The 16,359-nt window shown below is 63.7% G+C and carries 18 protein-coding genes; 1 reads left to right on the plus strand and 17 read right to left on the minus strand.

Annotation, left to right across the window (positions count from 1 at the left end; genetic code table 11):
• Positions 1-92 precede the first annotated feature (92 nt).
• The 3 genes from MQH31_RS17855 to MQH31_RS17865 form a co-directional block, all read right to left on the minus strand.
• Entirely contained in the window at positions 93-1,001 is a 909-nt protein-coding gene (locus MQH31_RS17855) for a hypothetical protein (protein WP_243013163.1), read from the minus strand.
• Between the two features lie 5 nt (positions 1,002-1,006).
• Entirely contained in the window at positions 1,007-2,437 is a 1,431-nt protein-coding gene (locus tag MQH31_RS17860) for a site-specific integrase (RefSeq protein ID WP_243013164.1), read from the minus strand.
• A gap of 262 nt (positions 2,438-2,699) precedes the next feature.
• Entirely contained in the window at positions 2,700-3,818 is a 1,119-nt protein-coding gene (locus MQH31_RS17865) for an exodeoxyribonuclease X C-terminal domain-containing protein (RefSeq protein WP_243013165.1), read from the minus strand.
• Between the two features lie 193 nt (positions 3,819-4,011).
• Between MQH31_RS17865 and MQH31_RS17870 the strand changes: the two genes are divergently transcribed.
• Positions 4,012-4,674 (plus strand): helicase associated domain-containing protein, encoded by a 663-nt coding sequence (locus tag MQH31_RS17870; RefSeq protein WP_243013166.1) that lies wholly within the window; start codon positions 4,012-4,014, stop codon positions 4,672-4,674.
• Positions 4,675-4,762: 88 nt separating this feature from the next.
• On the opposite strand, the gene MQH31_RS17875 is transcribed toward MQH31_RS17870, so the two are convergent.
• From MQH31_RS17875 to MQH31_RS17940, 14 genes are all read right to left on the minus strand, one after another.
• On the minus strand, positions 4,763-5,119 hold the full coding sequence (locus MQH31_RS17875) for a helix-turn-helix domain-containing protein (protein WP_243013167.1): 357 nt from the start codon (positions 5,117-5,119) through the stop codon (positions 4,763-4,765).
• Between the two features lie 760 nt (positions 5,120-5,879).
• On the minus strand, positions 5,880-6,239 hold the full coding sequence (locus tag MQH31_RS17880) for a helix-turn-helix domain-containing protein (protein ID WP_243013168.1): 360 nt from the start codon (positions 6,237-6,239) through the stop codon (positions 5,880-5,882).
• Between the two features lie 92 nt (positions 6,240-6,331).
• A complete protein-coding gene (locus MQH31_RS17885; protein ID WP_243013169.1) occupies positions 6,332-6,556 on the minus strand; it encodes a hypothetical protein in 225 nt (74 codons plus the stop codon).
• Positions 6,553-7,203, minus strand: coding sequence for a hypothetical protein (locus MQH31_RS17890; protein WP_243013170.1), 651 nt, complete (start codon positions 7,201-7,203; stop codon positions 6,553-6,555). The genes MQH31_RS17885 and MQH31_RS17890 overlap by 4 nt, the downstream gene beginning before the upstream one ends.
• A gap of 601 nt (positions 7,204-7,804) precedes the next feature.
• The gene (locus MQH31_RS17895; protein ID WP_243013171.1) at positions 7,805-8,443 is read right to left on the minus strand and encodes a peptidyl-tRNA hydrolase; all 639 of its coding nucleotides are present in this window, start codon (positions 8,441-8,443) and stop codon (positions 7,805-7,807) included.
• 20 nt (positions 8,444-8,463) lie between these two features.
• Positions 8,464-9,297, minus strand: coding sequence for a Fic/DOC family protein (locus MQH31_RS17900; protein WP_243013172.1), 834 nt, complete (start codon positions 9,295-9,297; stop codon positions 8,464-8,466).
• The gene (locus tag MQH31_RS17905) at positions 9,297-9,539 is read right to left on the minus strand and encodes a hypothetical protein (RefSeq protein WP_243013173.1); all 243 of its coding nucleotides are present in this window, start codon (positions 9,537-9,539) and stop codon (positions 9,297-9,299) included. Before MQH31_RS17905 ends, MQH31_RS17900 begins: the two co-directional genes overlap by 1 nt.
• A 94-nt stretch (positions 9,540-9,633) precedes the next feature.
• Positions 9,634-10,425, minus strand: coding sequence for a Fic/DOC family protein (locus tag MQH31_RS17910; RefSeq protein WP_243013174.1), 792 nt, complete (start codon positions 10,423-10,425; stop codon positions 9,634-9,636).
• On the minus strand, positions 10,422-10,661 hold the full coding sequence (locus tag MQH31_RS17915; protein ID WP_243013175.1) for an antitoxin VbhA family protein: 240 nt from the start codon (positions 10,659-10,661) through the stop codon (positions 10,422-10,424). The genes MQH31_RS17910 and MQH31_RS17915 overlap by 4 nt, the downstream gene beginning before the upstream one ends.
• A 190-nt stretch (positions 10,662-10,851) precedes the next feature.
• A complete protein-coding gene (locus MQH31_RS17920) occupies positions 10,852-11,835 on the minus strand; it encodes a hypothetical protein (protein ID WP_243013176.1) in 984 nt (327 codons plus the stop codon).
• Between the two features lie 97 nt (positions 11,836-11,932).
• On the minus strand, positions 11,933-12,487 hold the full coding sequence (locus tag MQH31_RS17925; protein ID WP_243013177.1) for a hypothetical protein: 555 nt from the start codon (positions 12,485-12,487) through the stop codon (positions 11,933-11,935).
• A 362-nt stretch (positions 12,488-12,849) separates the two neighbouring features.
• Complete coding sequence (locus MQH31_RS17930; protein ID WP_243013178.1) at positions 12,850-13,227, minus strand: hypothetical protein; 378 nt, start codon at positions 13,225-13,227, stop codon at positions 12,850-12,852.
• Between the two features lie 296 nt (positions 13,228-13,523).
• Complete coding sequence (locus MQH31_RS17935) at positions 13,524-14,366, minus strand: CPBP family intramembrane glutamic endopeptidase (protein ID WP_243013179.1); 843 nt, start codon at positions 14,364-14,366, stop codon at positions 13,524-13,526.
• A gap of 2 nt (positions 14,367-14,368) precedes the next feature.
• The gene (locus tag MQH31_RS17940) at positions 14,369-16,330 is read right to left on the minus strand and encodes a DHH family phosphoesterase (protein ID WP_243013180.1); all 1,962 of its coding nucleotides are present in this window, start codon (positions 16,328-16,330) and stop codon (positions 14,369-14,371) included.
• Positions 16,331-16,359 lie beyond the last annotated feature (29 nt).

Genomic DNA, 16,359 nt, shown 5'->3' on the forward strand with positions numbered 1-16,359 from the left:
GTTCTGAACATCACCCTGTCCCCCGGTGCGCGCTCCGCGCGCGCCCTGTCACCCATTCGAGAGGAGAGGACCGCAGCCTGCAAGGCTGAGGTCTACAGGTCGAATTCCTTGAGGTGATCGAGCACTTCGGCACTCTCGTCAAGGATCTCGTTTAGGTGCAGCAGCATCGCTGCGACCTTGGTGTCGACGTCGTCGTAGGCGTCGGCCAACTCGTTCATGGTGGCGTGCTCATAGCGGCCGCCGGTCGGTGCGACGTAGGCGCGAATCTCAGCCACCGGCCCCAACGCCTGGCGGTGGGCCAGGGTGGCGCTGACTGAGCGTGAGCTCATCGGGTCCGCGGAGACCCAGCCGTGCCGGTCGACCCACGGCAGGAGCGTATTCGCCTGGCGCCAGACGCCGTCCAAGCCGATGTCGCAGTCGTGCGCAGCCGGGTCGATCCCAATCGGGCTGATGACGTCCAGCAGCTCATTTCGGAAGCCGAACGACGCGGCGCCGGCGACGTGGAGCCACCGCGTCACGGCGCAGGCGAGGCATTCCGAGGCCGGATCGGTCCTTGGGACCGGGTGACCCTTGATGGCGAGGCGAGGGAAAAGCTCAACATCCGTCTGCTCGAGGAGACGAGCCTCGTTTCGACTGAGGCCTAGGATCCCGACCAGCACAATCAACCATCCGTCGCGGCGGCCGCGGATGACGGCCTCGAGCACTTTCGGGTGGCCATACGTCGGAAGCTGGGCCAGCGCCCGCGGCACAGACGCCCATTCCGGGCCCTCGCGCAACACTGAGGCGCGACGATCCGTCGGCAACGCCAGCGGCACGCCCTCGTTCTCGTGCGCCTTGCGGATGGCGCGTACGCGCCGGCCCTGCGCTTCCATTGGCGCTGGGAACTCAGTCAGGAAATCGGCAATGACCTCGGCCGTCGTCGGCAGGGCGTTGGTGCCCATGGACGCGCACCAGTCGACGAAGAGTTCCCAGTCGCGGGCTTCCCGCGCCTTCGTGGCCATGGTCGCTACAACCCGATTCTCGTGACGGCGTTCTGCCTGAGCGGGTCGTGCTCGCGGCGGTAGATTTCGACGCTGGAGACGCTCTTGTGGTTGGTCTGGCGCATGACTTCCTGCGGCGTCGCTCCCGAGCGGAGCGCCTGAGTGACGAATCCGGCGCGCAGCGAGTGCCCACCAAATCGCTTGGCATTCATGCCGACGGCTGTGAGGCGGCGCTTGGTGAGGTCGTTGATCACCTGCCCGCTGATCTCGTCGAGCCCGATGTGGCCGCCCTTGCGCACTGGCCGGAAGAGGGCATCCTTGGGATCCAGGCGCTCGAGCTCGGGAGTCGGCTGCTGACAGATGTGCACGGCAGTGTCTGATTCGCGCAACAGCCGCATCATCTCGCTGCGAGGGCTGTTGGCGGCTGCGTCGAGCACGCGCACCCAGCGCAGGAACACGCACGGCGGGCAGGTGGCCGGGTTGTCGCCAAAGGGTAGACCTTTGATCGAGCCGCGGCCTTCCTGGTCGGTCTTTGAGGTGAGGAGACGAACGTGGAGTCCGTCCTCGGAGTGCATGATGACGTCGCCGATGCGGCGGGAGGCGAGTTCAGAACGGCGGAAGGCGCCGGCGAAGCCCATGACAAGGATCGCCGAGTCGCGATGGCCGATGATGCCTGCAGGGTACGAGCGTGTGTCGATCCCGGCGAGGACCTTTTTCAGGTCTTTGAGTAGCAGCGGCGCCATGCGCCGGGTCGGGCGGACGTGGCCGCGGCGGATCCCGGAGAGGGTGCTCTTCACCTCGGCCAGCGAGCCGGGCAGAGTGTGCCCGTCGGCGTGGTGGCGAACGTTGATCGAGGTCAGCCAGCGGGAGATGGTGCTCGGTGCGTAGGCGTATTCGCCGGTCTTGTTCACGACGCTGCCCCGGTCGGTGAGGTAGGCAGCAACGGTGGCCCCGCTGGCGGGTAAGGCTACCTGGTCGTTCTCGTCGCACCAGCGCTCGAATGCGGCCCAGTCGCTCACGTAGGCGCGGCTGGTGTTGGCGGCGCTGGCGTTTTCCTGATTCTCCTGAATCGCGGCGAGGAGCTCGTCCGAGAGGGGAGCGCTCACGCGCGCTGGGACGATCGCGCCGGCGGGGAGAACAGTCAACTCGGCCCTGACGTTCTCATGCCCCTCCAGGCGGTCCAGCTCTTGTTCCGTCGCCACCGATTTCCTCCTGACAGGTCGAAATGCCCGTTTTCGATGCTCAAAACCGAAAAAAGGGCCGTGCGCCCAATAGTAGTGATAAGTGCGATTATCGGTGGTAAAAAACCACACCCTTGAAGTGAGATGGGGCTGCGCAGAAAAAAGGGGGTCGGAGGTGCGTCGACCGGTCGAGTCACCCGTGGTCGATATGCTCGCGGCATGCACGACCGGGCGACAAAGATCAACCGGACTAACGAGGATGGAAATAACAACCATGGTGACTTGCTCCTCATGCAATGGGACTTACGCGGCTGACGATGCGGCTGCTAGCCGCATGCACAACGAGAGGATCACCGATTGCGGCGGTTGCAATCGGTGCTATGGAAAGCCGGGCTGCTACATGTGCGGCGGTTCTTTTTGCATGTGCGGGGATCACTGAGTTGTGCTGTCACGGATAGGGGCTTGAGGTGAGCGCTGCAGACCTCTCGGCCGCAACGCTCACCTCAAGCCGTGCGATCCAGCGCTGCGGACGGTGCTGTTACAACTGGTCGGTGAAGCTGATCGTGAAGTCAGCCGCCGCAGCGCTGAGGTCGATGCCCCAGTCATGCGCGTGCTTTTCGACGAGCGCATCCAGCTCAGCCTCTCGCACGAGCAGGACGCCGGACTCCCAGAACTGCTTCTTCACGAGATGCCAGGGCACACTCGCGGACCGGAACTCGCCGACGACGACTGCGGCGAGGGATGGGGCCCCTCCCACGCCGGGTCGGTTGAGGTACCCGAGAACCTGCCGGAGTACAGCCGGGAAATCGTCGCCCATTGTGGGCTTCAGCTCGAGGCCAAACCGGCGGGGTGTGCTGGTGACTAGGCACTCGTCGTAGAACGGCCAAGCACGGAAGTATGCGAGCGACGACCTCGGGCAATTCAGCTCATGCTGGGTCGCCTTGACGTAGGTGTCGAAGGCTGCGGTCTGCTGCCAAGAGCCGAGGTACCCATACGGGTTGAATCTCGCCTTTTCGCGGTCCTCGTTCATTCTCAAGACGCGCGAGTGGTCTTGGCTCGCATCGTGGCGTGCACTTTGAAGGCGGCCGTGCTCCGCCTTCGTCTCGGGGTCAGCCTCGTATCCGGGGCGCTTCGGCTCGCGCGGCACTTCAGGCAAGAGGCCCGGCTCACAGGAACATACGGGTTCCATGGAAGTGCCCATCTCGCTGTATGCGCCAGTGAAGCTGAATTGCACGTCCCAGGCATGCAGCTCAAAGTGCCGATCCGCAATCGTGGGGTGGAAAGACTGGACGCAACTCTCCAACGCAGGCCCCGCGAGCTGTTCGCCTTCTTTCTGCACTTCCGCGACGGTGCGAATCTTCTGCCCCGCGGAGAACATCGCAGCCGCGGCGAAGCAGTACGCATCCTGGGTGAACTTCGCCTGAAGCACGTTGTGCTCAGGTGTCTCAGCCGGCTCCACACCGGCGGCGCCCAAGCTTGCAACGCTGCCGTGCACGAAGAACTGAACGAGGGTCGGGTTCTTTTCCTGGAACCAGGGCTGGGCAAGCATCCACTGAACGTATGCAGGGTCGGTGGCCATCACCTCGGCTGCTGACTTGCCGGCGTGCTTCCCGAAGGGGATCATCGGCGGGTCTTCTACTCTGACGATCTCGGACATGGTTGATCCTCTTTCTGGGTGTGTGGCTGGGCGGATCCACGAAGCCGTCGGCAGAGCCCGGCGTTCGTGGGAAGGAACGTTGTGGGGACGCGTGTCGAGGTGGCACGCATCGGTGCGGGATCGAATTTTTCGGGTCGCCGCGCGGAGCGCCGTCCGCGCCGACGAGAGCAACCGGCGTCGCTACTCTGGAGTCGTGGCGACCAATGACGATAAGTGGATGCTCTACCTCGAGCACGCCGTTGCTGCCTTCCGGGTCAGGGGTGCGATTCCCCGCGGCGAGAGCCACCCGGGTGGCTGGGTCTCGGCCCAGCGCCGTGCGGCGAGGACGGGCACGCTGTGGATGACGCCGCAGCGGCAGATGCTGCTGGATGCGAATCTCCCGGGCTGGCGCGAATCGCCGGCGCTGCCCCAACGGGGCCGGACGGAGATCACCGCTGCGTTGCAGGATCACCTGCTGAGGACCGGGCGGCTTCCTCGCCAGAACGGCGGCACCGCAGACGAGCAGCGTCTTGGGGCGTGGCTGACCGCGAAGCGACTCGCGCACCACAGCGGGGAGCTGGACGCGGAGCTGACTGCGTGGCTGAACGCGAACATTCCCGGATGGGAGGGTGCCGGGCCGCGGGACACCGTGTGGGAGCGGACCGCGCGTGAACTGGGTGACCACGTGACGAAAGCCGGCTCCTGGCCGAACCGACGCAGTTCCGACGCTGACGAGCGGCGCGTTGCTACTTGGCTGAAGAACAGGCGCGACGACCATCACAACGCTCGGCTTGGTGCTGAGCGCATCGCGCTTCTTGACCATCTCGCGCCGGGATGGCAGGCACCGGTGCTGTCGAATCCTCCGAGCGGGCTGTGACGCTGATTCCTTCGTGAATCACGTGATACCGCAATGAATCAGGTGTTCAGGCAACGCTCGGATAGAGGCCCGGAATGTGTTCGGACGTTTAGCGGTCGTCGCGGCGTGCGATCGGGATCGGCCCATCGGGTGGTTCGGTCATCCACTGCCGCTCGTTTGGCGTGCCGATCAGTTCGTCCATCAACGCTCGTCCCGCTAGCGAGTTCCAGGGGTCGGTACTCGCAACGACGGTGTTGGCCATGTGGAGCGATAAGAGCACCGCGAGCAGCGAGTCGATGCGGGGAGCACCTGTGCCGGTCTCGATAGCTCGAAGGGTATCCCGCGTGATGTGGGCACGCTCGGCCAGTACCGTGGCGCTGAGGCCCTGGAGTGTCCGCCAACGGGAGATGTTCGAGCCGAGCTCCTTGAGCAGACGCGTGCGTGCCGGTGAACGTCCGGTGACCATTGTTGCTCCTCTCGGTTTGACAGGTGTAACGGTCAATAGTGGCAGCTATTGGGCGCTTTGTCTGTCAAAGTGTCCGGCGCATTGTCACAAGAGCACGAGCGCTGCAAGGGTTGTGACATCGGACCGTGACGAGCTGCCTCGTGGAGGCGTAGATACTCCGCTCAAGCGCAGCTCCCGTGCTTCAGCCAAGCACGAGCGGATACCGCAGCACCGCATCGCCGGCCAGGCTTCGACGATACGCAGCGTCGTGGTCGTCAGCGCGGCTCGCGCGGTGGATGACCGGAGCCATGTGACCGTTGGTGCTCGAGCACGTCGCGCAGCTCTGTGGGATGCTCGCGAATCTGCTGGCGTAGGGGCGCCGGGCACTGCATTCATTGCAGATCCACGTTCCGCAGGCGGGGCAGGCTGTGGGTATGGGTGTCGCCTCAGTCGACGGGGTCGTTGGCAAGACTGCCACAGCAGGTGACTTGGTCATCCAGGTCCTGGGAGAGTGACCGAGGAGCGCCGTCATCTCGTCGTAACCAAATCCGGCCCTTTCGGCAATGCGCTCGGCGCTCTGGCCGCGGTGATGCTGCGCGTAGACATTCCACGCTGCGACGTGCTCCGCCCAGGCTACGGTTCCGGCGGGAGTACTTGCGCTTCTTTGGACCGGTGCGCGGTCTTGCATATTGTCCTCTCGTGCAGCGTGACACGGGCTGTCACTTCGTGGTTGTTTCGATTGTCAGAGGCTACCGAGGGCACCGTGGCACCAACGCTTCGATCAGTCAGCCCGGATGCTCTGAACCATCTGCAGTCCCGACGCGAGGACGCTTTCGAGCAACGTTTTCTCGACATCGCTGAGGTCTCGCCGAGCGCGCAGCAGCGCAGAAATCGCGCTCGTGAGCTCCGGCTGTTTCTTTGCGTGATCGTCCGGCTGGAGAAAATCCTCAGTCGACATGTGGAGCCAGTGCACGATGCTCACGTAGGCATCCAGATCGGGGCGTTGCCCACTGCGGAGCCGCGACAGGAGCGACGCGCTGACGCCAATCTGCCGGGCCGCCTGACGCCGGGATAAGTGCTCGCTTTCGATCCTCGCATCGAGGACGGCGTCGAGTTGTGCAACGTCGATGTTGGTTCGCATGATGAGCTTCTTCCTGGTCATGGTGAGCCGGCGGGGCCGATCGGGGATACCCCACTGGTGGCCATGCCCGCTCGCTCTATGGCTTCTGAGGTCTACCGTTCCCGGTCGATGATCTTTCCGGTGACGTTGTCCTGGATGATCCAGGCGCCGCAGCGGCCGGGGCACACAGTCTCGGTCGTGCCGTTGCCGAGGTCGACCGGGCTCACCCAGCCGATGTCGCCGCCAACGATGGGGCAGAGACCTCCGTCGTGCACGTCGGCGCCGGATGCGTCCAGGGCGCTGGTGGTCGGGTTGCCTGTGCCTGTGCCTGTGCTCATCGGGCCAGCTCCTTGTGCTCGATGACGCTCGAGCGCGTCGGCCGGCTCACCGGCTGGTTTCGGCGGAAGCCGTACTGAGCCTTCTTGAGGGAGGTGATGGACCACTGAGGCACGAGGTCCACCAGCGGTTCGGCGTCGCCGAGCAGCGCTGCGGGTCGGAGACGGGTGTAGCTCCACCCACCCGAGGCCGCCGCCGTGGCGGGCCTCTTCAGCCGGCCCGTGAAGGCCGCTCGTCCGAGCGGTACTTCTTCGGGGAACGTCGTGCTCATCCAGTGCACGTACAGCGCGTGAACGAAGTCGACGGGGAGGAAGTTCCAGGTGAAGCGGTCTGCGAAGGCGTTCCAGAACGCCCGAACGTTGCCGTTGCCGTGGACCGGGTGCTCGGCGCCGGTGCCGGCGATGTTGGTGCCGTACTTCTGACGGGTGGCGTTCACAGACGGCGAGCCGAGCGCATAGGCGATCGCCGGCCAGGAGTGGGTGATCTGCGGATCCGTGCGCAGCTCGGTCACGCACGAGCTCAGCAGCTGGTTGATGCACTCGGCCGCGGTGCTCAGTGCGGTGAGTTCGGCGAGTTCGGCTGGGCGATCGGTGCTCAGGCAGTGCAGCTCAGCGATGGCGGTGCCAAGGGTTTGTTCAGTGTTGCGCATGGCGATTTCTTCCTTCGTGAGGGGTGATTGGCGTGTACCGTACTGCCGTTTGCAGCTACAAACAGGCCAGGTACCGTATTTCCGAAAATATTCGGTACGTGCTCGTGGGGCAGATTGCCTGGTGAGACTGCGTTTTTGAAAACACCGGTACCGGCGATTGTTTTCCAGAAAATCAAATACGGTACGTGTTTTCAGGCGTCTTTTGCCTGTTTTCTCTTGATATATCAGTAAATAGAAAGAGAGAAAGATAGAGATGTACCTTATGTACCGCTCAATCCGGGAAACCCTACACATGCGCGCCTGCGCACACGCACACACAGGAGTTCCTCCGATAACGCGGTACATCCGGTACATTGGACTTCCGCCCCTGATCAGAGGCTAAAAAGCTGTACCTTTTCGCCTTGTGATCGCCGGTACCGGCTCTCGTCGCTTCAAGCCATCTGAGCGAGCGTTTGTGGCTCTCATCAGGCATTTTAGACTCGTCGACCAGCCGTGCTCAGGTACCGTATTTGGAAGATCCAGATACGGTACTTCACCCCAGAGAGCCTGTTTTCACCGTCGCAGACGCCTCCTGCAGGCATTCCCGACGTGCTCGCGAGCTTCAGTCGAGCAGGTCGACGTAAACGCGAACGGTGGCCGTGCCTGGCGCGATCTCGGTGAGCCCGTTGTCGCGAATCAGGATCTCCTGGCGACCGGCGTGTTCGTGCTGTTCGTCAGGTGCAGCGAAGCTCGCCTCGCGGATGTCGAGGCCCGGCTGGTCAGCCCAGGCGTCGCGGACACTGTGCGGCTGCGCGAGCAGCCAGGCGCAGAGCGCGTGCGCGACCTGAGCCGCGGTCTTGCCGGTGGTCATCGAGGCGTCAGCGTTGATCTCGATGTGCGGGTTAAACGCACCGGGCATCCTGAACCGCACGACATCGTTGTGCGCGAGGTCGAGGCCGGAGACTTGCAGCCGGCTGATCTCGCGGGGGCTGTCTTCATAGAGCGCGGGCGCGAAAGCGATGCCGACAGCGTCGCCCACGGTGACCTCTGCGCGTGGGAGTCCGAGGGCACGGATGCGCTCGAGCTCGACGGGGCGCTTCACGCGCCGCACGCTTTTGGTGAAGCTTCCGCTGAGCCAGCTGGCCCAGGGTTCGCTTTCGAGGTCTCCCTGCGCCATGGCCACGCCCGAAGCGAGCGCCGCCGCGGCGATGGTGTCGAAATGGGTCGAGGGCTTGACGACGATGGTCTGGACAAGGGACATGGCGGGCTCACTTTCTGGTTCTAGGGCTGGAAGCCGCTTTCGGTGGAGGTGTCTTGCTCGGGTTCTTCATCCAACCCGTATGGATCGAGCTTCATGTTGCGTAGCTCTGGGCTTCGCGCGCGCAGCCGGGCAACGGTTGCCGTGGCCTGGGACGTCGGCTCCGTGAGGGGCACTCCGCGCCGTCTGCAGCACTCCGCTGAGGGATCAGGCTCAATCAGTTGGCCGAGCACGTTGGCGAGCTCTGAAGCCGCCTCCTGCGCGCTGAGCGTGCCTGTCCCACGAACGCGCTGGTGCTCGAAGCGGGCGTCGACGAAGTCCTGGTAGACGGACTCAGCGTGGTGCGGTGAGAGGCGTGCGACATCCAGCTTCCAGCCGGCATGCTCGGCGAGCTGCTCGAAGAACACAGTCTGAGTGCGGGTATTTCCCTCGCGGAAGGCGTGCCCGTGGTTGATCTCGCCCCAGTATCCGGCGAGCTTGCGGGTGAATTCTGCCCGGTCGTTGATGCCACGTAGCCGGTGTTCGGCGGCGAGGCGGGTGTACTGCTCACGGAGCAGGGCTGGCATCTCGGTGGGCGATGCGTATGCGGTGTCTTGCTTGGTCATCGGCACGTTGCGGGGTTCGCCCGCCCAGGCGTAGACGTCCTGGAACAGGTGCTTGTGGATCGCTCGCATGTGTCCGAAGGTGAACGTGCCCGCGATCGGTGCTGTGCGGAGTTCGGCGATGCGGGTGGAGACGTAGAAGTTCTCGGCCTCGGCAAGAACGCGCGGGTCCGGCGACCCGTAGGGCGAGGATTCAGTGCGCCGAATCAGGTTCTTGATCACGCAGGTTCCGGGGATGTAGTCCTGCTCGCTCATCAGAGCTTCGCAGCGTCGTCGTCGTTGCGATCGTCGTGCTGACGGGGCAGGTGCTGGCGGCCGAGTTCTCGTGCCGCATCGCCCGTGATCTCACCCGCGATCTGCTGCCTGAGCAGGTCTCGCAGATACGCGTCTTCCAGGTGATGCCCGGCGGATCCGTTGATGCCGTCGATGCGGGCGAGCTGCTCGTCGATCTCGGCGTCGGTGAGCTTCCGTGGGGCGTCGTTGCTGTTTTCAGCCATGGTGCAGCCTTTCGTTCGGTGATTTGAAAGCATGAGAGAAGAATCCCCGGGAGCCTGGGCCCCGCCGGGAATTCGTTGTTCTAGTCGCGACCCTTTACCGTTCGGGTTCCGCGCTGCTTTGGGTTTCGTCAGTGTTGCTGGCGAATAGCTCTGGGAACTTTCTCATTCGCTCTGCTAGCCCCGGTGATGCAGGATGAGCGTCGGCCGGGCTCACTGTTAGCGATGCGTTCGACACCTCATAAAGCTCGTCGTCAAGCAACGAGAGACCATCCAAGGGAGGCTGAATAACCTGCAACATTACAGCGTGGAAAGGTCCGCTGTTCGCTTGGTTGAAGGCGTCAATGGACGCTCGGAGGTGATCTATTCTGCTCACGTTCCGCCAGGCGAGGGTCCGCCCTGATTGTGCAGCGACCTGGTCTAGGAACGCTCGCTGCGTTCGACCATTTCCTTCCCTGAACGGGTGGATATAGTTGAGTCGTTCGAGGAGATCAGAAGACTGTTCAACGAAACTTTGATCGTCCAGCGTGTTCTTGCGGGGGCCGCGCGAACCAGGCAGCAGATCAGTTTTCTTCAACCACGCGAAGGTGTCTTCGGCAGCGACGCCAATGAGTGATGCCGTGTGGAAATGAGAACCACCCTTGCTGATATTGACGGTGCGGATCGCACCTGCCCAAGGATAGACATCCTGGAACAGGCGACTGTGAGTCTCCCTCAAGCGTTTGAGACCGAAGTCCCCTTTGATTGGATGCGTGAGCAATTCGCGGCGTCGATAGAGCGTGAACTCGTACTCAGCAGCAAGTAGCCGTTCTGGGTCGTGCTCATTCAGGAGATTCCGCAGCGTGGTGGAGTTGGGGTACGTGTACGGATCGACGAAGGAATCAGTCATTCGCGCGGCGCAGTGTTGACAGCAGCGGTATTGACAGGAGAGGTGCTGCCCGGCGCATAGAGTGCCTTCGCTCGTGCAATGGCTTCCTCGAGGGACACCTCCCCGTTTACATAGGCTCGGATTCGGGCAAGCACTTCTGGCGTGGGCTCCATGCCCTCAAGGGACCAGCTCGCCATGATGTCGATCGTTGATTCGCGGCGTTCTTGGTATCCCGGTCGTTCTTCTTTCGCGGCCATGAGCGGATCTCCTCGTCGGTATATTTTACTTCGTGGGCAGGGAATCTGTGAGCAATGCCCGGGGCACAAACGAGAAGAATCCCCCGAGGAGCCGAAGCTCCCCAGGGGATTCAAGGTGGGCGCACCACCCGGTCGGTGGTGTGGCCCGGTCCTCACCCTACCGTTGGGTAGACCGAGGTGATTTTTGTGGCTAGCAGGGCTTGGTGCCGCCGGTGCCGTTGGACGTGAGGCAGCCAGTCCCGCTTGGGCCAATCTGGCCGCCACCGCTGGGGTGACTGCCGCCAGAGCTGGAACCGCCGCTGCTACTGGAACCACTCGAGCTGCTGCTGCCCCCGCTGGAGGAGCTGGATCCAGACGAGCTGGAACCGGAGCTGGACGAGGTGCTCTTCTTCGCGGCAGCCTGTGCGGCAGCTACGCGTGCAGCCTCTGCCTCAGCAGCGACTCGCGCAGCCTCGGCAGCTGCCGCTTCTGCGGCAACACGTGCAGCTTCAACCGCAGCAACTCGCGCTGCTTCGATCTCGGCCGCGATGCGTGCTGCTTCTTCGCCCTGGAACGCAGCGAAGTCGGCAGTCATTGCCGTGCCGTTCGTGTCGAGCTCCGCGGTGGCTGTCTTCGCTGTGCTGGTGAGAGCAATGATCCGCTCAGCCTGGGCGCGCTCGGTGCAGGTCGTGGGGATCACGATCTTCACCAGGGCTGCACGCGCTGTGGTTGCGGCGGTGACCAGGTCGGCGCCGCTCGGGCGAGCAGCAACCGCGGCGACCTCTGGGACAGCAGGAACACCGTCCGTAGCCGCTACGGCTGCGACTGGCGCAACAGCTGCGACGCCCGGTCGGGCTGCGTAGGCTGTGCTGGTTCCGCCGTTAGCCGGCAACGTCGTGCTCGTGACGGCCACGAGGGCCGCATCGGTTGCCGCGAGAGACGCAGCTACGAGCTTGGCAGCGCTCGCGCCGTCCTTCAGCGCAACCGTGCACTGGCGCGCGGTCTCTTCAGCGTTGGCGTTGGCCACGCTCACAGAGGTGACGGTGATGCCAGCGGCGACGAGCACAGCCGCGGCGATGATGGCGATGAGCTTCTTGCGCGGCTTCAAGGCCTTGAGTACGCGGGCCTTGATTGCGAGGGCGCGGCCCGTGGGCGCGCTGGCGTCCGGGGCGCTGGTGGTGATCTTGTCGGTCATGGTCTTCAGACCCCTTTCTGGGTTGTCGTGCTGGCTGGTTGAGTAGTTGGTGGTGCGTTGGTGCAGGCGAGTGCCCGCCGGCAGTTCTTACTGTCGGCTATGCACCGAAGCCGGGACAGGTGGTCCAGAGACCAGTCTTCGCATCCTGCGCGTCGGCCTGGACGTTCTTGAGGATGCCCTCGTTGTTGGGGATGTACGCGAAGCCCGCGCGAATGAGGTCTTGGTAGTACTCGTCGCTGGCGAAGTCCCCGGCAAGAACATAGGCATTTTCCGGGTTCGTGGTGAAGTACTGAGTAACGAAAGCGAGTGTTTCGTCGTAACCGCAGGCGCCCTGCGCGGGCGTGACTAGGTCAGAGTCAGCGCGGATTTGGACGGTGAGTTCGCCAGAGAGCTTGTTCTGCTTCTGCTCGAAGGCGTTGGGTCCGACGACGAAGGACCGAGGGGTGAGGACCTTGATCACGGTGGCTCCAATCTGGCCTTTAGTGGCCCGGTCGGTGAAGTCACCGTGCGCGCTGTTGGGCGTCGGCTGTCCAGCCGTTGCGGTCGGCGCGCTGGTGGCCTCGGTCCCCGGCGCGGCTGCGGAACAGCCAGTGAGCAGGACAGTTGCAAGTGCCACGACGATGGCGACGCGCGCCTTGGGTGTGATGTTCATGGAACAGACCTCTCGGATATGCGCGTTTCTCAGCGTTTTTACCAGTCTCGCATTATCGCGAGGCCTATCGGCGTGGGTGCTGGTGTCGCTGGTGTCGCGGGTGTCGCTGGGTTGCCACCGTGGTGGCTTTTCGCACGGCGCCACGCCGTTGCGACGATGGTGCTTCCGATGCAGGCGGGTGCTGGGCCTGCGCCCGCACCGGAAGTAGTGAAGATGGGGGGCGAGGGGTGCCTGCACATCACTGGAAACCTCTCTCACTGCGGCCTGAGACCAGGCGGAGAGAGTGCGTCGTGGATGTGCAGGAAGCCCCTCGCTGGGGTACCCGGGTCAGCCTCCACTCTGGGAGGCACGGGGAATCTAGGTCACCGTGTGGCGATGATGGTCGACGCCTGCACGCGGGATGCGTATGCAGGGCGAGCGACCGGGGCGACGCTGGGAGCCTGCACGGCCTCGACGGCGTAGAGCACGTCGAGTCCGTAGCGGACGAAGCTGCCCATTTCCACGGTGTAGGGGCGAAGCACGAGGGTGCTGAAGCCCTGGACCTGGGCCATGTTGGCGAAGAATCGCCGGTACTTGTCCAGGTATTCGGCCTCAGTGCGGCCCTCGAACTTGAAGCGGTGGTAGAACCCCTCCTCGATGGAGGGGATGCCGCCGGGGGTGACGCTTCCAAGCGTCACGTCGAGAGGGCGGGGAGCCATCAGCTCACCGTCTTCGTTGTAAAAAGTTGCGCTGATCTTCATGGCTCTCACCTCCTTCTCCTGTGATTTGTGCCCTTCCAGTTGGAAAAGCCTTCTGAGGAGATCTTGGCACATTCCTTGTGGAATAACTCCTCAACCACGCCCCCGGGTGGCCGGCTGCCCCGGCCACCCAACAAGACATTCAGGCAACTGGAATACCAGGGGCGGCACCGCCGCCCGGTATCCTGTTGCCTGGTATTTGAGCATAATTAGCACTGTGCGATACCGCACAGTGACCTACAGATCGGCGACATAGTGGCCGACCCGAAGGTCGAAGACCTGGGCGCGGAGCCTTTCGGCTACGGAGCCTGACGTTCTTCGACCTTCGCGTTCGCACTCCCGGCATTCCCGCTGTCGCCAGCGTCGGTTGGCTTGTCACGGGTCTCGACTGCGTAGCGGCCAGGCGTCAGCGCGAAGAGCACCAAGGCCACCGCCACGGCCAAGGCAATGACCATCGGCGGCCGCGCGATGCCCTCGACGAGCTCCTTGGGGACGAAGGATGCGGCGATATTGAACAGGACGTGCATGAACACTACGGGCCACAGCCGCTGTGATGCTTCATAAACGAACGCGAGAAGCAGACCGAGGGGGACCGTCAGTACGATCTGCACGAGATTCCCGTGCAGCAGTGAGAACACCATGGCCGTGACGAATGCTGCGGCCAGAGGTGGCCAGTGCTTTCTAAGGGCCGGGTAGGCGATCCCTCGGATGAGCGATTCTTCCCCGATCGGTGCGAGGAAGAGCACGGTCAGGGCGACCAGCCAGATGGGTGAATCCACCTTCGCTGAGTTCACGGCGTCGAATGTCCGTGACCCCCAGGTCGCGTAGACCCAGGAGGCCGCCGTTTGCCCGGCGACCCAGCAGATGATCAGTCCGGCCGCAGCTGTGAGCCAGAAGCCCACTGTGAGTGCTCGAGGTTTCGGCGCCGGCGCCAGTGGCGTCCCCGTCGATCGCCATCGGTAGACAATTCTCAGCACGGCGACCACAAGGGCCGAGACCGCTGCGCCGGCGATGGCGTCGCCGGTGAGCAGCGTGACCAAGAGGGCCGCGGCAACATAGATTGCCAGCGACCCTCCCAGAATGGCGATGGTTTTACCCCACGCACGCACGCCGGGCGGCAGGACCGTGGTGAGGCTCTTCATCGTTAGATCCCATTCTCTTCGTCGTCGTTTTCGTCGATCCGTGGTTCCAGCATCTGTTCGATGGTGGCCTGCACCGATTCGTTCCCCCGGAACGAGTTGATCGAGAGCTTCACGCGCATGCGCACGATGCTCTCGCCCGGGATCGGGCTCTCGGCCAGCTCACGCAGGTCGTGCAGTCGATCGGCCTCGTTCCACCAGAGCATCTTCATCCCGATCGGGAGGACGATCCGCAGGTGGATGTCGCCCAGACCCAGGGTCTGGATGGAGCAGCGAGACAGGTCGACGACCAGCTCGATCTCCGGCCGCGGGAAGCCGTGGCCGTAGGGTGCAAGCGAGTCGATGCCCAAGGTGAGGTCCATCAGCTCTTCGACGTCGGTCAGACCAGCATCGCAGTCATCCTCCGGGCCGAGAACCAGGGCGGCGCTCTGCGCAGCATCGAGTTCCCCGCTGAGCAGCATCGTGGCGTAGATGACGTCAGCCTCGGCGTTCATCTCTTCGGCGAATCGCACCAGTTCGGACAGGTTGTCCGCGCGCACGCCGCAGGCGTTCTCGTGTCCGATCGCGAAGAAGCCTCGCGGCGTCATCGTGCTGATGATCGGGAACCAGAACGGTGACCGGGCCGAGCCGCCGACGGGCTCCGCGGGTCCGTCCGGGCGGCGGGCGACCACCGTGGGTCGTCCGCTTTCGCGCATCAGGTTGTTTGCGATCAGGCCGAGCATCCCGAGCGGGGCATCCGTGAAGAAGACACCCTTCTCGGCGAGGGGCTGCTCCTCCTCCCAGATCTTCGCCAGGTACTCAGCACTCAGCTCCTTGCGCAGCTCGTTGATGTCGATGATCGCCTTGGCGTGTTCGTACTTCTGCGCAGCGGTCGGTGCGGTGAAGACCCCGAAGGCGTCGTGCATCGAGCCGCCCACGCGACGGATCGCGTTGAAGGCCGGCGCGAAGTAGAACGCGTAGAACTCCTCGGTCAGGTCAGCCATCGAGCGGAGCTTGCCCGACGCGAACAGCAGCTTGCCGTAGTTGTCGGTGGCCTGTTTGCCGTCCTCGTCGAGGATCGGCTTCCTGTGCTCCTTGAAGGCCTGCATCATGAGGGCAAAGCCCTCGAATACAGACAGAAAGGCCGGGTGGTGGTTCTGCCCGCGCAGCAGCATCATCAGGATGCTGTTCTCGACGTTGTACTGGGTGACGAGGTCCTCCGCCGGGATTGAGACGTAGAGCAGACGCGCCAGCGACAGGGAGTCGCGGACCATCTTGCGGTTCTCGAAGAAGAGCGGCATCACGTCAGAGACGGTGCCAATTCCAGCGAAGAGCTTGAGCATCGAGATGCTCCCGGCCTTGTTCGGCGCGTAGCGGATGGCGTACGCCGTGAGGACCTGGTGGAGCACGTATGCCCCGCAGATGCCCGGGTGACCGTAACTCTCATTGATGCGCACGGGGTTGACCGCGATGTCCGCGACGCTTCCGGGTGCGAGTTCGACGTGGTGGTCGGTGACGAGGGTGATCAGTCCCAGGCGACGGGCTTCGCTGATGCCCTCGTTGCTGTTGATGCCGCCGTCACAGGTGATGATCGCCGCGGCGTTCGGGAACTGCTCGCGCAGTTCACGCACTGCCTCGACGGAGATGTCGTGGCCGCGGCGGTAGTCCGGGACGTAGAGCTCGGCGTTGAAGCCCAGCTCGTTCAGTCCGGCCCAGCCGAGGGAGCCCGAGGTGATACCGTCCATGTCGAAGTCGGGGAGGACCACGATCTGCGCACCCGACAGGCGGATGCGGTGCAGCTCGGCCGCCATGCGGTCGACGTCTTTCAACTCCTCGTGGAACGGGTTGTTGATGTCGATGAGGTACTCATCGGTCCAGCCGCGCTTGCGGCGCAGCACTCCGAAGATCGAGGTGTCCTCGAACTCTCCGATGGCGCGGCGTTCGATGACGGTTGTGGCGTTGGCGCCTGTGTTTGAGGGGTCGTTCATATCGCTCCTTCGCGGGTTACTGTGGGTGT

Origin of the sequence: Cryobacterium zhongshanensis, assembly GCF_022760445.1 — a bacterium.
GTDB classification, from domain to species: Bacteria; Actinomycetota; Actinomycetes; order Actinomycetales; family Microbacteriaceae; genus Cryobacterium; species Cryobacterium algoricola.

What these genes read in the sequence shown, in the direction of transcription:
- MQH31_RS17855 (WP_243013163.1), bottom strand. Translation starts at nt 1,001, where the DNA reads ATGGCCACGAAGGCGCGGGAAGCCCGCGACTGGGAACTCTTCGTCGAC.
- MQH31_RS17860 (WP_243013164.1), bottom strand. Translation starts at nt 2,437, where the DNA reads ATGGTTGTTATTTCCATCCTCGTTAGTCCGGTTGATCTTTGTCGCCCG.
- MQH31_RS17865 (WP_243013165.1), bottom strand. Translation starts at nt 3,818, where the DNA reads ATGTCCGAGATCGTCAGAGTAGAAGACCCGCCGATGATCCCCTTCGGG.
- MQH31_RS17875 (WP_243013167.1), bottom strand. Translation starts at nt 5,119, where the DNA reads ATGGTCACCGGACGTTCACCGGCACGCACGCGTCTGCTCAAGGAGCTC.
- MQH31_RS17880 (WP_243013168.1), bottom strand. Translation starts at nt 6,239, where the DNA reads ATGCGAACCAACATCGACGTTGCACAACTCGACGCCGTCCTCGATGCG.
- MQH31_RS17885 (WP_243013169.1), bottom strand. Translation starts at nt 6,556, where the DNA reads ATGAGCACAGGCACAGGCACAGGCAACCCGACCACCAGCGCCCTGGAC.
- MQH31_RS17890 (WP_243013170.1), bottom strand. Translation starts at nt 7,203, where the DNA reads ATGCGCAACACTGAACAAACCCTTGGCACCGCCATCGCTGAGCTGCAC.
- MQH31_RS17895 (WP_243013171.1), bottom strand. Translation starts at nt 8,443, where the DNA reads ATGTCCCTTGTCCAGACCATCGTCGTCAAGCCCTCGACCCATTTCGAC.
- MQH31_RS17900 (WP_243013172.1), bottom strand. Translation starts at nt 9,297, where the DNA reads ATGAGCGAGCAGGACTACATCCCCGGAACCTGCGTGATCAAGAACCTG.
- MQH31_RS17905 (WP_243013173.1), bottom strand. Translation starts at nt 9,539, where the DNA reads ATGGCTGAAAACAGCAACGACGCCCCACGGAAGCTCACCGACGCCGAG.
- MQH31_RS17910 (WP_243013174.1), bottom strand. Translation starts at nt 10,425, where the DNA reads ATGACTGATTCCTTCGTCGATCCGTACACGTACCCCAACTCCACCACG.
- MQH31_RS17915 (WP_243013175.1), bottom strand. Translation starts at nt 10,661, where the DNA reads ATGGCCGCGAAAGAAGAACGACCGGGATACCAAGAACGCCGCGAATCA.
- MQH31_RS17920 (WP_243013176.1), bottom strand. Translation starts at nt 11,835, where the DNA reads ATGACCGACAAGATCACCACCAGCGCCCCGGACGCCAGCGCGCCCACG.
- MQH31_RS17925 (WP_243013177.1), bottom strand. Translation starts at nt 12,487, where the DNA reads ATGAACATCACACCCAAGGCGCGCGTCGCCATCGTCGTGGCACTTGCA.
- MQH31_RS17930 (WP_243013178.1), bottom strand. Translation starts at nt 13,227, where the DNA reads ATGAAGATCAGCGCAACTTTTTACAACGAAGACGGTGAGCTGATGGCT.
- MQH31_RS17935 (WP_243013179.1), bottom strand. Translation starts at nt 14,366, where the DNA reads ATGAAGAGCCTCACCACGGTCCTGCCGCCCGGCGTGCGTGCGTGGGGT.
- MQH31_RS17940 (WP_243013180.1), bottom strand. Translation starts at nt 16,330, where the DNA reads ATGAACGACCCCTCAAACACAGGCGCCAACGCCACAACCGTCATCGAA.